Below are 15,066 nucleotides of genomic sequence, written 5' to 3'. Positions count from 1 at the left end.
ATGCGCGGCAGTGGAAGTAAATCCCTAGAAGTCGGAGATGGTGATTTGCATCGGCTGGCTTACCCTTGGGTGATTCGAAATGGGATTCGAGCGGGACTCGAATTGAATCCCTTATAGAAAAATTGCTGTTGCACCGAGTTTGATCGTTTCTCAGCCGCAGGACATTGCCAATGGATATGGATGTAATTCAGGCGAGCAAAGGCGAGAGGCAAATGTCGAATTTTGCGAGCGCTGTGGTGCCGGATCTGTTGCCACGCGATCAACTGCTCCAGCGCCTGCACGGTGTCGCCAACACTGGCAGGTTGCAGTCCGGTCTGCGCGCGCTGACGGAGTATGTCGGTGCTTCGCACTACCTTCTGGCGCGCTGCGATCTCCTCCAGGAAAGCGGCCTCGATTTCATCGTCTCGTCGGATTGGCCTTTTGATCTGGTCAGGGATATCGCCAACGATCTGGTTCGCGGCTACGCCCGTTCGACGGAGCTGGAAAAATGCATGCAGGTCTTCCAGCCGAATTTTGCTCTTATGCCTGACAATGCCGACGTGCCGGACGGCGCCAGCCGCCAATATTGCTCCGTGACCTTCAATGTCGGCCGGTCGCGGCTCGCCCTGATGTTCCTGTTCGGCGAGGGGTTCATCCTGTCGCCGGAGCGCCTGCGGGATGTCGGCCTGCTTGCAGGTTACGTCGCGAGTTTCCTGCGCTGCGGCGGTACCAGGGTCGATCGCGATTTCGAATTGACCGACCGCGAGCTCGAATGCCTGTTCTGGATCGCCGAGGGCAAGACGAGCGACGAGATCGCGATGATCCTCGGCATCTCCCGCAATACCATCAACAACTACATTACCAGCGTGATGCGCAAGACGGCGACCAAGACCCGCTCCGAGGCCATTGCCTTCGCCGTCCGCAACAATCTCGTATAGGGGGAGCCATGGCGCATCCATCAGCCAGGACGATGAGCAGTGCCGAGCAGTCGCGCATGGTGCGTGTGAACAGGATTTCCAGCCGGTCCGATCTTTTTCCGCGGCTGATTGCCATGCAGAAACTCGCCGATGCTCACGGCTTCGCGATCTTCCGCGTCAGCGGCTCGGGTATTCCGGCAAAGCAGCGCCTTGTCTGCGAGCTCGAAAACTGGGGGTCTTCCAATGCCGGTTTCGGCAAGGCTTTCACGGATGCCTACGGCGATGTCCTTCTCGAGCATATCGAGAAGTCATTGTTGCCGCTCTCATGGGCCGGCGGTTGCGACCGTGCCGCCCCCGGTCCTGCCGACTTCGCGCCGTTCATGACGCGGCTGCAGGATGGGATCGTGCCCTTTTCCGGCCTTGCCTTTCCGGTGCGGCTCGGCGCCGTCGGCAACGGTTTTATCGTTTTCACCGGCGATGAGATCGATCCCTCGAGTGATACCATCGTCGAGCTGCACGGTCGCTGCTGCCATATCATGATGGATCTGCTCTCGCTCGACGAACGCCGCACGGCGGCCGCCGAAGCCCTCAGCGAACGCGAGATCGCCTGTCTCCAGCTTGCCGGCGACGGTCGCATCAGCGAAGAGATTGCCGACAAGCTCGGCCTGTCGGTGCATACCGTCAACGCCTATCTCGGCTCGGCGACGATCAAGCTCGATTCCGTCAATCGCATCCAGGCGATCGCCAAGGCGATCCGGCTCGGCTATATCAGCTGAACCCCGCTCAGCTCAGCTGAGCGGATGAAAGCTCTCATGTCTCGATGACAAATCAGCTGGCCAGCGCACGCGGCGCCTGGCTGACGCTGTAGCGCGATTCTCGAAGGCTCTTTTCGAGGAAGCGGGTGTTTTCATCGGGATCGGCCGAGGGATCCTGGAACGCGATATGGTTGATCTCGATGCCGGCGTGATCTTCGGCAAGCGTCAGCTGCGCATAGACGGTGACGCCGCGCGGCTTAATTTCCAGATCGAGAACGACTTCGGGCTTGCCGCCCCACTCCAGCGTATAGTTGCCGCCGAGGCCGAAATTCACAGTGCCCGGATGAAAGAAAAGCTCTGCCGCCGAAGCGACGAGATCGGAAAGATTGCCGTAATACTCGAAGCGCAGCAGCGAAATAAGGTCAGAAGCATCCAGAAGGCGCAGTTCCGTGGCGACCGGGCTGATCGCAACTGCGAGGATTTTTTCACGCTGGGTAGAGTGAGGGCATTTTTTCATTCGGCTTATCTTACCCGTTTGTTCTTGGCGTCTGCGGCGTAAACCCGGTGGATCAGCTCCGCAACGGCCTTATAGAAGACTGACGGGATGACAGTATCGACCGAGACTTGCGCAAACATGGAGCGCGCAAGTGGCGGATCCTCGAACACCGGGATGCCGTTTTTCTCGGCAATCTCCCTGATTTTGAGCGCGATGAGGTCCTGGCCCTTGGCCAGCACCACCGGCGCGTCGTTTTCTTCGCGCGCGTAGCGCAGCGCCACCGCATAGTGCGTCGGGTTGGCGATGACGAGCGTCGCCCGGTGCACATTGGAAATCATACGCCGGCGTGCGCGGTCGCGCATCAGCGAGCGCTGCCGGCCCTTGACGAAGGGGTCGCCCTGCGCCTGCTTATTTTCTTCCTTGATCTCGTGCCGCGTCATCTTCAGCTCGGTGAACCAGTGATGACGCGTCCAGAAGACATCGACGATCGCCACAATCGCGGTGGCGATCAGCACGACGATGATGATCTTGCGCATCGCCGTCGATATCCGCACCAGGATCGTCTGCGGGTCGGAGAACATTGCGTCGATCGAGCTGAAATATTCGCTCCTCAGCACGAAAAACAGGATGACCCCGACGACGACGACCTTGAACAGCGATTTTCCGAACTCGATGAGGCCTGGCAGGCTGAAGAGCCGTTCCCAGCCTTTGACGGGAGAGATGCGCGAGGCCTGCGGCCGGATGCGTTCGAGCACCGGCGTCGGCAGGTTCTGGAAGATGGAGGAGGCGATGCCGAACACCATGAACAGGATGAAAGCGGGCGCCAGCAGCGCCGCAGTGGCCCAGCCGAGCTTGACGAACAGCGAAAGGACGTCAGGCCCCGTCTCGATCTTCCATTGGTCGGGCTGATCGAAGATGTCGCGCAGCGTTTCAGCCATGCGCCCGACGCTGTCGGGGAGGAAGAACACCAGGTAGATATAGGTGGCAAGGATGGTCGCGAAGATCGACAGTTCGCGCGAAAACGGCACGTTGCCTTTCTCGGCGGCGTCGGTTTGCTTTTTCGCGGTCGGGGCTTCTGTTTTGCTGTCCTTGTCATCATCTGCCAAGTCGCGGCCCTCCGTCAAAGATATAGAGCGCAGCGAATGCATGTCGCCCAAACACGTGCAGCGGTTTTGGATGACGACATGCATCAAAACAAAGAGCTAAAGCGCGTCGCGGAATCCGGGTTCCCTGCGACGCGCTTTAGAGCGCGGCCTATTGCTGGAAGGGTAGTCGCCTGTGGCATGGCGATCAACAGCCGCCTTGCGGGCGGCTGGATTTGTCAACAGTCTCGCAGAATTAGGCGGCTGCCGAAGCGTCGCCTTCCTTTTCCTTGAGTTCGATCTGGCCTGAATTGGCCAGGCGAATCGCTTCCTGCGCCACGGCGCGCCGGGCAATGGCGATCTCGCGCGGATTGACGCCCCCCATGCCGCTCTGCAGATCCGATTCGATCATGCGGCGCTGGCGCGGGCTGATGGCGGAGAGAACCGATTCGCGGATCTCGGGCGGCGAACCGCGCAGCGAGACGGTCAGCACATCCGTCGAAATATCGTTGAGCAGCAAGACGCGGCTGCGCTGCGGCATGTACATGAGATCCTCGAACAGGAAGATCTTCGGGCGGACCTTGTTGACGGATTCGCGGCTGATCGATTCAAGCGAGGTGAGCAGCGTGTCGACCTGCGGCTTGTCGAGCTCGTTCATCAGATCGGCGACCTTCGTCGAGCCGGCGGCATTGCGCTCTGCCTCGACCTCGGCAAGCAGCGTCATCACCTGGTTCTCGATGATCTGCGCAGCCTTCGGGCTGACGGTCTTCATGTTGACGGTTCGGTTCATGATGTCGGCGCGGCGGTTGTCGGGGAGCTGCAGCAGCACCTTGGCGCCGAAGTTGGAAGGCATCATCGAAAGAATATAGGCAACGGTCTGCGGATGTTCGCGCAGTAGGAACTGGGCGACGAATGTCGGCTCCGCCTCGCTGAGGCGATCCCAGATCGAGGTTTCGTAGGCCTGGAACGCCGTGCGGCGGCCGAGCAGGCTGTCGACCTCGTCGGGCGTCAGGCCTTCTTCCAGAATGGCTTCGATCGCCTTGGCGTTGTCCATCAGTCCGGCGCCCTCGGTGAAGAGGTCTTCGAACTCGGAGACGAGCATCAAGAGTTCGTCCGGCGGAATGGCGCGCAGCGACTGGGCGGATGAGATAATGGTCTGCAATTCGGCCTGGGTGAAATATTTCAACAGCCGGCCGGCGACGCCCTTTCCCATAGCGAGAAGAACAGCCGCCGCCTTTTCAGCCTGGGTCAACGGTTTCCCGGCTAGCGCGCCGCCGAAATCGTCAAAGTCCATCATGGTCTAACCTCTCCGTCCCACACAGGGATCAGGCTTTTTTCGTACTCAAAACTTCTATCAGTTTCACACCGAATCGGGTGTCGTCGTTATCAAGCACCGTAATCTCGCCGCGGGCAATCCTGCGGCCGTTCACCATGATCTCGACCGGCTCGCCGATTTTCTTGTCGAGGGCGATCGTCGCCCCTTCATTGAGGTTCATCAGGCCGGAGACCTGCATGCGGCTGGTGCCGAGCATGATCTGGACATCGATCGGAATGTCCATGATCAGTTCGAAATTGGAATTCAAAGCGCTGCCGAGCGGAGCCGGCGAAGCCTCGAAGGAAGGGCTGCTGCCGAAATCCATGCCGGCAGCCGCGCCGGCATTGCCGGCACCGAAATCGCCGCCGAAATCGTCGCCGCCGAACGGGCTGTCCGAAATCTCGCCGCCGAAAGCCGCCAGATCGGTTCCTGCTGCGAAGGCGTCGTTCTGCAGGTCGTCGCCAAACTGCGGCAGGTCGCCATCGGCATCCTGCTTCAGCACGCCGCGCAGATCGTCGATCGCCTGATCGAGATCCGCTTCGCTGCCCGGCATATCCAGGGAGAGGTCGCTGTTCTGCTGTGTTTTCTTCGTAGCCATGAAATCACTATTCCAGTTGAAACTTGCCTCAAACTGCCTTTGCAGCCCGAAAGCCAGAGAACCGATTAATTCATTAAATGACGGATGAGTTCGTCATCCGAGTTCATCGTATCCTTGACGCGGACCATGTAGTTTTCGCCTGAACGCCCGAACTCGCACACATACAATTCCTTGCTGTTGGCGCTGACCTCGACGCGCACGTCGCCATGGTCACGGAACGGAATGACATCGCCGACCATCAGCTTCGAGATCGTGCGCAATGTCAGGTCCTGCAGCCTGATCTTGGCCTCGAGCGTGACCTGCGAGCGGCGGACCTGATCGCCGAGCTGTTCTGTCCATTCCGCTGAGCTGCCGCCTGACTGGCGCTTCGGCTTCGGCGGCGTCACTTTGGTTTTCAGCAGCGCCGTCTGCGGAACCATCAGCGAAAATTCCGACACGATGCCGGCAAGCGTGATCGACATATTGATGGCGGCGGCGAATTCGTCCGGGCGGTCCTCCGGCGGCCGGGCGCGCATCTCAAGGGCGTGCGGGACCGAGAGGCTCGGTTCGAAACCGCCGGGCGCGTTGACGGCTGAGCGCAGCACCTTGGCGATCTTGTCGAAGACCATCACCGCCAGGTCCATTTCGATGATCGACAGCAGCCGGTCGGCCGGCTCCTCGATCGTATCGGCCGTGGCGCCGAGCAGGTGCTCCATCAGGGTGATGACGAAACCGTTGCCGCAGGCAAGCGTGATGTTCTGCGACCAGTTTCGCAGAGTCACGTCGACGAGCGTGATGTTCGAGTTCAGGTCGTCGATCAGGTGGTTCTTGTAGCCGATCTCGCAGCCGAGATAATTGACCGTCACGTCGAGGCCGGTCTCGCTCTTGATGACGTCGGGAAAGAATTCGCTGTAGACTTCCCCGAAGGAACTGCAGATCTTGGCGACCCTGCCTTTGTCGCCGAGCCCGCCGGTCAGCTTGGCGAGAAGGGCAGGATCCATTGCCGGTTTGTCGTGCGAAGCATTGCTCATGGTCATTTAAGCCGCCTTGTTTTCGCCGCCTGGGTTCATCATTTCCTGTTCGACCGCATCGATGGATGGACGCTCGTAAGCCGAGATCGTCTTGCGGCCGTATTCGAGAGCGACCTGCGGAACTGAGCCGTTCATGTAGGCAAGCAGCGTCTGCTTGACGATGACGTAAAGGCGATGCTGCTTGTTGCGCACGATCTTGATCTGGGAGACCAGCGGCGAGCAGACGCAGTAGGACAGGAGGATGCCGAGGAAGGTGCCGACCAGCGCCGAGCCGATCAGGTGACCGAGCACTTCGGGCGAATCGTTGATGTGAGCCATCGCCTTGATGACGCCGAGAACCGCCGCGACGATACCGATCGCCGGGAAGGAATCGCCCATGATCTGGATCGCGTGGTAGGGCTTCATCTTGTCGTGCATGATGGTGTTGAGCTCTTCGTCCATCAGCGCTTCGATTTCGTGGCTGCGGGCGTTGCCGATGATGATCAGGCGCACATAGTCGCAGATGAAGGCCGTCAATTCCTTGTTCTTCAGAACGGTGGGGGCCGACTGGAAGATCGTCGATTCTGCCGGATTGTCGATATGGGCTTCGATTTCGTTTCGCGACTTGGTGCGCAGGTCGCGCATCAAGGAATAGAGCACGCCGAGCGTATCGAGATAATTGCGTTCCTTCGGCACGGCGTGCTTGAAGGCTTCGCCGAGCGCTTTGCCGGAATCCTTCACCACCTTCATCGGGTTCGCCATGATGAAGCTGCCGAGACCGGCGCCGCCGATGATCACGAATTCGAAGGGCTGGAACAGCGCGTCCACGTGGCCGCCCATTGCCATGAAGCTGCCGATGACACAGCCGCAAGTCACTATAAATCCGATAATGATATTCATCGTCAGCCCAATCTGAACGTTACTTTTCTCTAAGACGGTTAGGGTTTCTGCCTTGCGTGAGGCTGATGAACGGGCCGCGCGCCAGGCATTTCCGCGTGCCAGCTTCGCGCAAGCATCTGGCGTCAGTCTTAAGGAGACGAATGGGTGCCTGCACCCGTTTCTGAGATGCCGCCTCAGCGAAATCCCGGCCGAACCTCATAAGACGACGCCCGGTTTTTCGTTCCGTTCATCGCCAATGCTTGGAGCCTACCGACATGCAATCCGGTCTTTATGTTTCTCTGTCGTCGCAGATGGCTCTCGAAAAGCGCCTGAACACCATCGCAGACAACATGGCGAACGTGAACACGACCGGTTTTCGCGCCACCGAGGTGAAGTTCGACGAGATGGTGGCGGCAACCAAGAACAAGCTGAACACCAAGGTCGCCTTCGTTTCCCAAGGCAATGACTATCTGAACGAGTCAAACGGCGAGCTGCAGCACACCGGCAACATGCTTGATTTCGCCATCAAGGGTGATGCCTGGTTCTCGCTCGATACGCCCGCTGGCCGCGTGCTGACGAGGGACGGCCGCTTCACCCTAAAGGATACCGGCGAACTGGTTTCGATCCGCGGATATCCCGTTCTCGACGCCGGCGGCGCGCCGATCCAGCTCAACTCCAAAGGCGGCGAGCCGGCCGTCGGCACCGACGGCATCATCTATCAGGGTGACCGCCAGGTTGGATCGCTCGGCCTGTTCGAGGCCGATATCAGCAAGGGTTATCTGCGCTACGAAAACAGCGGCATCATGACCACCGACCAGCCGCGCGCCGTCGTTGACCGCTTCAATGTCGGTGTCGAGCAGGGTTATCTCGAAAACTCGAACGTCAACGCCATGCGCGAGATTACCCAGCTGATCGAAGTCAACCGCGCCTTCGAAAGCGTCTCGTCGTTGATGCGCGACAGCGAGGATTCCTTCAAGGAAGCCGTCCAAACGCTTGGGGGTAGCCGCTAATGCATGTCGCCCAAAAGTGTGCAGCGGTTTTGGGAGGACGACATGCATAAGAACAGAGATCGAAAATGCGTCGTATTTTCGGGTGGGATTGAAGCATGAACACCACGCTGCTGTCCGAGGACGGTCTTTCCCCGAAGCTGGCGCATCTGGCAGGCCTCGTCGAGCGATACGCATCGCCGGAGTTTTCGGTTGCCCATGGCGGTCGCGTGCAGACCATCGCTGCCGGTCACTACACGGTTCGCGGTCTTTCCCGCCATGTTCGCCTCGGCGAGTTCGTCGCCCATAAATCGGCAACCGGCATCCATTTGGGCGAGGTCGTTCGCGTCGAGCCTGATCTGATCTATGTCTGCCCGATCGAGCCAGGCGAGCCGATCGGCATCCGCGATACCGTCATCCGCAAGGGCGCCTTCCGCATCTCCCCGTCGGACAGCTGGTGCGGGCGCACCGTCAACTCGCTCTGCGAGCCGATCGACGGACTGGGCCCGATCGCCGAGGGCCTCGACCGCCGCTCGATCTCCAATACCGCGCCGCCCTCGATGACCCGTAAGCGTGTCGAGGCCGGCTTCAAGACCGGCGTGCGCGCCATCGACATCTTTTCGCCGCTCTGCCTCGGGCAGCGCCTCGGCATCTTCGCCGGCTCCGGCGTCGGTAAGTCGACGCTTCTGTCCATGCTCGCCCGCGCCGATGCCTTCGACAAGGTCGTCATTGCGCTTGTCGGCGAGCGCGGCCGCGAGGTGCGCGAATTCATCGAGGATACGCTCGGCAGCAATATGAAGAAGGCGATCGCCGTCGTCGCCACCAGCGACGAGAGCCCGATGCTGCGCAAGATGGCGCCGCTGACGGCGGTCACCATCGCCGAGCATTTCCGCGACAAGGGTGAGAACGTCCTGTTCATCGTCGACAGCGTCACGCGTTTCGCCCATGCGATCCGCGAGGTGGCGACCGCCTCCGGCGAGCCGCCGATTGCCCGCGGCTACCCGGCTTCCGTCTTCACCGAGCTGCCGCGCCTGTTGGAGCGCGCCGGTCCCGGCCCCGAGGGCGCCGGCACAATCACCGCGATCATCTCGATCCTCGTCGACGGCGACAACCACAACGACCCGATCGCCGATTCGACGCGCGGCATTCTCGATGGTCATATCGTCCTGCAGCGCAGTCTCGCCGAAGAAGGGCGTTATCCGCCGATCGATCCGCTCGCCTCGATCTCGCGTCTTGCCCGCAAGGCCTGGACGCCGGACCAGGAAAAGCTGGTGTCGCGGCTGAAGGTGCTGATCCACCGCTTCGAGGAAACGCGCGACCTGCGCCTGATCGGCGGTTACCGCCAGGGCGCCGATCCCGATCTCGACATGGCGGTCAAGCAGGTCCCGATCATTTACGACGTCCTGAAACAGTCGCCGGGCGATCGCAACTCGCCCGATGCCTTTGCCGATCTCGCCGGCGCCCTCAAGGCTGCAGCCGGTGTCGGCAATCAGGGCGGAGCCATCCAGAGGAGATAGATGTGACTGAATTCGACGACGAACGCATCGCTTCCCCGAAGCAGCGCGGGAAGGCCGCCCGCTTGGATCGGTTTCTGACCTTTGCCGGCCTGGCGCTTGCCGGCGCCTCTGCGTTCTTTCCCTGGTATGTTTTCTTCAATGAAGACAAATTCGGCATCAATGTCGCCGCCAGCGACAATTCGCGCGAACTGCCGGATTGGCCGGCGCGCAATGTCTTCAGCGTCTCGCCGCTGGCCATGGTCAACAAGAACGAGCCGGACAAGAAGGCGCCGCCGATCGATCCGCTGACGACGGCAACGGTCTCCGACCTCGGCAAGGAGCGCGAGGGCCGCCCCATCCTGGAGGATCAGCCCTTTCCCGGCAAGTCGTCCTTCCGCCTGCTGCACGTCTCCAATGGGCGGGCGCTGATCGAGGATACCTCCGGCATGTATGTGGTGCGCGTCGGCTCGATACTGCCGGATCAGAGCCGCCTTGCGACAATCGAACAGCGCGGGGGCAAGTGGATGATCGTCACCTCCAAGGGTGAGACCTACCAGAACAACTGAACCTGTCGGCCAACGCCGGAGGCAATGGAGGCTCCGCCGCGAACCGGCCGGGGCCTCGGTTTTTTTGGCCCCCCCGCTCGCCGAAAAGCGCCTTGAAACCTGAACTCCCGTAAGTCCCACGCAAGATTACCGCAATAGGTTGGGGACAGTAAAAACGGAGAGTCTCATGCAACCGATCCAACTTTTCGACTTGGCTTCGCGACAGGCGGAATGGCTGACGATCCGTCAGCAGGTTGTTGCCGGCAACATCGCGAATGCCAATACTCCGAAGTTCCGCGCCAAGGACGTCACGCCCTTCGACGCCGTGCTCGACAAATCAGACATCACCATGGCGCGCACCAATCCGGCCCATCTCAGCGGCAATGATTTCAGCGCCAGCGGCGATATCGACGTCAAGGACGCCTCACTCGACCAGGAAATCGGCGTCCAGGAATCCGGCAACACGGTCGGTCTGGCCGAGGAGCTTTCCAAGTCCGGCGATATCAAGCGCCAATACGATCTGAATACCTCGCTGGTCAGTTCCTTCAACCGCATGATGCTGATGACCGTCAGGAAGTAAAAGTCATGGATCCGCTTTCAGCAGCAATGAAAATCGCCGGTTCCGGGCTCGAGGCGCAGTCGACGCGCCTGCGCATCGTTTCGGAAAACATCGCCAACGCCCGCTCGACCGGTGACACGCCCGGTGCCGACCCCTATCGCCGCAAGACCATCACCTTCGGCCAGCAGATGGATCGTGTGAGCGGCGTCGAGACGGTCGACGTCAAGAAGGTCGGCGTCGACGAAGGCGACTTCAGCACCGAATTCGACCCCAGCAATCCGGCTGCGGACCAGAAGGGCGTTGTCAAGCTGCCGAACGTCAACATCCTGGTCGAGATGGCCGACATGCGCGAAGCCAACCGCTCGTATGACGCCAATCTGCAGACCATCAAGCAGACCCGCGATCTCATCTCCTCCACGATCGATCTCCTGAAGAGCCAATAATAATGATCAGCAGCGTCCAGAATGTCAGCAACCTTTCGATGACCCGTGCGCTCGGCGCCGTCGACACCGAAAATTCGGCCTCGTCGTCTGCCGCCACCATGCCAGGCACCGCAGGTGCGGCCAATAATATGAGCTTCGCCTCCGTCATGGGCAACATGGCAAGCGACGCGGTCAGCAGCCTGAAGGGTGCGGAAAGCATGTCGTTTGCCGGGATCAAAGGCACGGCGACGACGCGTGAAGTCGTCGATTCCATGCTCCAGGCCGAGCAGACGCTGCAGACGGCGATCGCCATCCGCGACAAGGTCGTCTCGGCCTTTCTCGAAGTCACCAAGATGCAGATGTAACTGATTTGAGGACGAACACATGAGAGCGCTCGCCATTGCAGCAACGGGCATGGATGCCCAGCAGACCAATCTGGAAGTCATCGCGAACAATATCGCCAACATCAATACGACGGGTTTCAAGCGCGCCCGCGCCGAATTCTCCGATCTTCTCTACCAGACCGAACGCGCCAAGGGCGTCGCCAACCGCGCCAACCAGGCCGTCGTTCCCGAAGGCGCCAATATCGGCCTCGGCGTCCAGACATCGGCGGTCCGCAACCTGCATCTCCAAGGCGAACTGACCCAGACCGGCAACGACCTCGACGTGGCGCTGATCGGCAAGGGCTTCTTCCAGATCCAGTCGACCGACGGGACGACGCTTTACACCCGCGCCGGCGCCTTCAACAAGAACGACCAGGGCCAGCTCGTCACCATCGACGGCTACGAGGTCCTGCCCGGCATCACCATCCCGACGGGCTCGACCGAGCTGACGATCAGCCGCTCCGGCCAGGTTTCGGCCAAATTGCCGGGTGCGGCGGATGCGACCGTGCTCGGCCAGTTGACGCTTGCCGACTTCGTCAACGAGGCTGGTCTCCAGCCGCTCGGCGACAATCTCTTCCAGGAAACGGCAGCCTCCGGCGAAGCCGTCGTGGGCAATCCTGACGAGGAAGGTTTCGCCTACATGAAGCAGGGCTATCTGGAATCGTCGAACGTCGATCCGGTGAAGGAAATCACCGAGCTGATCTCGGCCCAGCGCGCTTACGAGATGAATTCCAAGGTGATCACCACCGCTGATGAAATGGCCTCCATCGTCAGCAAGAACCTGAAGTAAAGGGAAGGGCCGAAACATGATGTTTTGCCGGGCAGGACACATCTCAGGATGGGTGGCGGCAGCCACGATCGCAGTCACGGGCATTTTCTTGCCCGCGGACGTGGATGCCGGCATGGGTTATGCCGTCGTCCCGACGACGATCATCTACCCCGGCGACACATTGTCGGCCAGCCAGCTTCAGGAGGTCGAGGTCACCAACCCCAACCTTTCCGGCGATTTCGCCAAATCCATCTCCCAGGTCGAAGGCCTGGTCTCCAAGCGCACGCTTTTGCCGGGCCGCACGATTTCGGTTTCGGGTCTGCGTGAGCCCTATACGGTGACCCGCGGTTCTTCGATCCGCCTGGTCTTCTCGCTCGGCGCGATGACCATCTCAGCCGCCGGCTCGCCGCTCGAAGACGGCGCCACAGGGCAGCTGATCCGCGCGCGCAATATGGATTCCGGCGTCATCGTCAGCGGCACGGTGCTTGCGGACGGCACGGTCCATGTGAGGGCAAAATGAAATTGTTCTTCCGGTTCTTGACCCTTGTCGCGGTGCTTGCCATGAGCCTCGTCGACGTCGCGCCCGCCTGGGCGCTGACATCCCGCATCAAGGATATCGCCTCCCTTCAGGCCGGACGCGACAACCAGTTGATCGGCTACGGCCTGATCGTCGGACTGCAAGGAACCGGCGACGGCTTCCGTGCTTCGCCTTTCACCGAGCAGTCGATGCGGGCTATGCTGCAGAATCTCGGCATCTCGACGCAGGGCGGCCAGTCCAACGCCAAGAACACGGCGGCCGTCATGGTCACCGCCAACCTGCCGCCCTTCGCAAGCCCCGGCAGCCGCATCGACGTAACGGTAAGCTCGCTCGGCGACGCAACATCGCTGCGCGGCGGCACACTCGTCATGACCTCGCTTTCCGGGGCCGACGGCCAGATCTACGCTGTCGCCCAGGGCGCTGCCATCGTCACCGGCTTCCAGGCCCAGGGCCAGGCGGCGACCGTGACCGAAGGTGTGACCACCGCCGGCCGCGTGCCCGGCGGCGCGATCATCGAACGCGAACTGCCGTCCCGCTTCAAGGACTCGGTCAATCTCGTCCTGCAGCTGCGCAATCCCGACTTCTCGACGGCGATCCGCATCGCCGACATCGTCAATGGTTATGCCTCAGCACGTTTCGGCGGCCCGGTCGCCGAAGCCAAGGATTCGCAGGAAGTGGTGATTCAGAAGCCGCGCACGGCCGATCTCACCCGGCTGATGGCCGACATCGAAAATCTCATCGTCGAAACCGATACGCCGGCCAAGGTTGTCATCAACGAGCGTACCGGAACGATCGTCATCGGCTCCGACGTCCGCGTCTCGCCGGTCGCCGTCAGCTACGGCACCCTGACGGTTCAGGTCACCGAGACGCCGCAGATCATCCAGCCCGAACCTTTCTCGCGTGGCCGCACCGCGGTCCAGCCGCAGACCGATATCGCGGCTGAGCAGACCGGCGGGCGCGTCGCGATCATCGACGGTCCCGACCTCAGGACCCTCGTTGCCGGCCTCAACAATATCGGCGTGAAGCCGGATGGCATCATCGCCATTCTCCAGGGCATCAAGTCGGCGGGCGCCCTGCAGGCGGAGCTTGTGCTGCAATGATAAAGATCATCAAAGACATGACGGTCCCGCAATTGGCGCGCCGGCTGGCGCTGCCGGCAGCAGGCCTCGTTCTTCTGTCGATCCCGGGCGCCTTCGCGCAGGAGCATGCGCCGGCGGGCGACATCACCTCCCAGGACGAAGTCAAGCAGTTCTGCACCAACATTGCCGACCCCGCCCGCGACCAGCGTTACCTCCTGCAGAAGCAGGAGCTGGAAAAGCTTCGCGCCGACATCGACGCCCGCATGGCGGAAATGGATAAGCGCAAGGCCGAGTACCAGGACTGGCTGAAGCGGCGCGACGATTTCCTGAAGCAGGCGGAAGCCGGCCTCACTGAGATCTACAAGAAGATGAAGCCGGATTCGGCCGCACTGCAACTGCAGGACATGAAGATCGAGGTGGCCTCCGCCGTGATCATGCGGCTCGGCCCGCGTCAGTCGAGCCTCATCCTCAACGAGATGGACCCGAAGAAGGCCGCGGCCATCGCCAGCGTCATCGCCAGTGCGTCCGATCCCAATACGTCGAAGGATCCTTCATGAATATGCGTTTCCCGGCCGCGATCGCCGCCCTCGCACTCCTTGCAGGTTGCCAGTCTCCGACGGCAGTCAGCGAGATCGGCCGCGCGCCGGCCATGAGCCCGATCGGCAGCGGCCTGGCCTATGGCCAGACGCCGCAGATGGCGCTTTATCCGAAGCAGCCGCGCGCCGTGGCGCAGGGTTATTCCCTGTGGAGCGATTCGCAGGCGGCGCTCTTCAAGGATGCGCGTGCGCTCAATGTCGGCGACATCCTGACCGTCGACATCCAGATCAACGACAAGGCCTCCTTCGACAACGAGACCAACCGCAGCCGCACCAATTCGAGCGGCATGAACTGGGACGTCAACGCCCAGATCTTCGGCTGGACGCCTGAGTCCAAGACCGACCTCACCTATGGTTCCGACACCAGCACCGACGGCAAGGGCAAGATCGAGCGCACCGACAAGATCACCCTTCTGGTCGCCGCCGTCGTCACCGGCATTCTCGAAAACGGTAACCTCGTCATCTCGGGCTCGCAGGAAGTCCGTCTGAACCAGGAACTGCGGATCCTGAACGTCGCCGGTATCGTTCGCCCGCAGGACGTCAATGCCGACAACCAGATTTCCTACGACAAGATCGCCGAGGCCCGCATCTCCTACGGTGGCCGCGGCCGCCTGATGGAAGTGCAGCAGCCTCCGCGCGGCCAGCAGGCCGTCGATCTTTTCTCGCCGCTTTGAGGCTGAACG

19 protein-coding genes are annotated in these 15,066 nt (G+C 61.1%); 13 read left to right on the top strand and 6 right to left on the bottom strand.

What is annotated here, in order from left to right; all coding sequences use genetic code 11:
* Positions 1–170 precede the first annotated feature (170 nt).
* Together visN and visR are read left to right on the top strand one after the other, a co-directional pair.
* A complete protein-coding gene (gene visN / locus FHX03_RS03955; RefSeq protein ID WP_003584236.1) occupies positions 171–917 on the top strand; it encodes a transcriptional regulator VisN in 747 nt (248 codons plus the stop codon).
* A gap of 8 nt (positions 918–925) precedes the next feature.
* Entirely contained in the window at positions 926–1,672 is a 747-nt protein-coding gene (gene visR / locus FHX03_RS03950) for a transcriptional regulator VisR (RefSeq protein WP_003588568.1), read from the top strand.
* 52 nt (positions 1,673–1,724) lie between these two features.
* Here the strand turns inward: visR and FHX03_RS03945 are convergent, their stop codons facing one another.
* From FHX03_RS03945 to motA, 6 genes are all read right to left on the bottom strand, one after another.
* Entirely contained in the window at positions 1,725–2,168 is a 444-nt protein-coding gene (locus FHX03_RS03945; RefSeq protein ID WP_003588567.1) for a hypothetical protein, read from the bottom strand.
* A 5-nt stretch (positions 2,169–2,173) separates the two neighbouring features.
* Positions 2,174–3,253 (bottom strand): flagellar biosynthesis protein FlhB, encoded by a 1,080-nt coding sequence (gene flhB, locus FHX03_RS03940; RefSeq protein WP_054183728.1) that lies wholly within the window; start codon positions 3,251–3,253, stop codon positions 2,174–2,176.
* A 232-nt stretch (positions 3,254–3,485) separates the two neighbouring features.
* Positions 3,486–4,526, bottom strand: a complete 1,041-nt coding sequence (fliG, locus tag FHX03_RS03935; protein ID WP_097623867.1) for a flagellar motor switch protein FliG — start codon at positions 4,524–4,526, stop codon at positions 3,486–3,488.
* Positions 4,527–4,554: 28 nt separating this feature from the next.
* Positions 4,555–5,142 carry a flagellar motor switch protein FliN gene (fliN, locus tag FHX03_RS03930; protein WP_097623868.1) on the bottom strand — a complete coding sequence of 196 codons (588 nt, stop codon included), beginning with the start codon at positions 5,140–5,142 and terminating at the stop codon, positions 4,555–4,557.
* 65 nt (positions 5,143–5,207) lie between these two features.
* A complete protein-coding gene (locus tag FHX03_RS03925; protein WP_183852642.1) occupies positions 5,208–6,158 on the bottom strand; it encodes a FliM/FliN family flagellar motor switch protein in 951 nt (316 codons plus the stop codon).
* The gene (gene motA / locus FHX03_RS03920; RefSeq protein ID WP_012556597.1) at positions 6,159–7,031 is read right to left on the bottom strand and encodes a flagellar motor stator protein MotA; all 873 of its coding nucleotides are present in this window, start codon (positions 7,029–7,031) and stop codon (positions 6,159–6,161) included. It lies immediately after the preceding gene.
* A 254-nt stretch (positions 7,032–7,285) separates the two neighbouring features.
* On the opposite strand from motA, the gene flgF reads away from it, so the two are divergent.
* The 11 genes from flgF to flgH all read left to right on the top strand — a co-directional run bounded on the left by flgF (position 7,286) and on the right by flgH (position 15,057).
* Entirely contained in the window at positions 7,286–8,020 is a 735-nt protein-coding gene (gene flgF / locus FHX03_RS03915; protein WP_003588556.1) for a flagellar basal-body rod protein FlgF, read from the top strand.
* Between the two features lie 95 nt (positions 8,021–8,115).
* Positions 8,116–9,513, top strand: coding sequence for a flagellar protein export ATPase FliI (gene fliI, locus FHX03_RS03910; protein WP_183852640.1), 1,398 nt, complete (start codon positions 8,116–8,118; stop codon positions 9,511–9,513).
* Positions 9,514–9,515: 2 nt separating this feature from the next.
* Positions 9,516–10,058, top strand: a complete 543-nt coding sequence (locus tag FHX03_RS03905; protein WP_183852638.1) for a flagellar protein — start codon at positions 9,516–9,518, stop codon at positions 10,056–10,058.
* 166 nt (positions 10,059–10,224) lie between these two features.
* Entirely contained in the window at positions 10,225–10,617 is a 393-nt protein-coding gene (gene flgB, locus FHX03_RS03900) for a flagellar basal body rod protein FlgB (protein WP_003588551.1), read from the top strand.
* 5 nt (positions 10,618–10,622) lie between these two features.
* Positions 10,623–11,039, top strand: a complete 417-nt coding sequence (gene flgC / locus FHX03_RS03895; RefSeq protein ID WP_003570338.1) for a flagellar basal body rod protein FlgC — start codon at positions 10,623–10,625, stop codon at positions 11,037–11,039.
* A 2-nt stretch (positions 11,040–11,041) separates the two neighbouring features.
* Complete coding sequence (locus FHX03_RS03890; protein ID WP_003588549.1) at positions 11,042–11,383, top strand: flagellar hook-basal body complex protein FliE; 342 nt, start codon at positions 11,042–11,044, stop codon at positions 11,381–11,383.
* Positions 11,384–11,402: 19 nt separating this feature from the next.
* Positions 11,403–12,191, top strand: coding sequence for a flagellar basal-body rod protein FlgG (gene flgG / locus FHX03_RS03885; protein ID WP_012556600.1), 789 nt, complete (start codon positions 11,403–11,405; stop codon positions 12,189–12,191).
* 16 nt (positions 12,192–12,207) lie between these two features.
* A complete protein-coding gene (gene flgA, locus FHX03_RS03880; RefSeq protein WP_097623872.1) occupies positions 12,208–12,690 on the top strand; it encodes a flagellar basal body P-ring formation chaperone FlgA in 483 nt (160 codons plus the stop codon).
* The gene (locus FHX03_RS03875; RefSeq protein ID WP_183852636.1) at positions 12,687–13,808 is read left to right on the top strand and encodes a flagellar basal body P-ring protein FlgI; all 1,122 of its coding nucleotides are present in this window, start codon (positions 12,687–12,689) and stop codon (positions 13,806–13,808) included. The genes flgA and FHX03_RS03875 overlap by 4 nt, the downstream gene beginning before the upstream one ends.
* Positions 13,805–14,344, top strand: a complete 540-nt coding sequence (locus tag FHX03_RS03870) for a MotE family protein (RefSeq protein WP_183852634.1) — start codon at positions 13,805–13,807, stop codon at positions 14,342–14,344. The genes FHX03_RS03875 and FHX03_RS03870 overlap by 4 nt, the downstream gene beginning before the upstream one ends.
* A complete protein-coding gene (gene flgH, locus FHX03_RS03865) occupies positions 14,341–15,057 on the top strand; it encodes a flagellar basal body L-ring protein FlgH (protein ID WP_097623875.1) in 717 nt (238 codons plus the stop codon). The genes FHX03_RS03870 and flgH overlap by 4 nt, the downstream gene beginning before the upstream one ends.
* Positions 15,058–15,066: the final 9 nt, after the last annotated feature.

The organism is Rhizobium sp. BK456 (assembly GCF_014194045.1).
GTDB lineage: Bacteria > Pseudomonadota > Alphaproteobacteria > Rhizobiales > Rhizobiaceae > Rhizobium > Rhizobium redzepovicii.
This window is presented reverse-complemented; position numbering and strand designations above follow the sequence as displayed.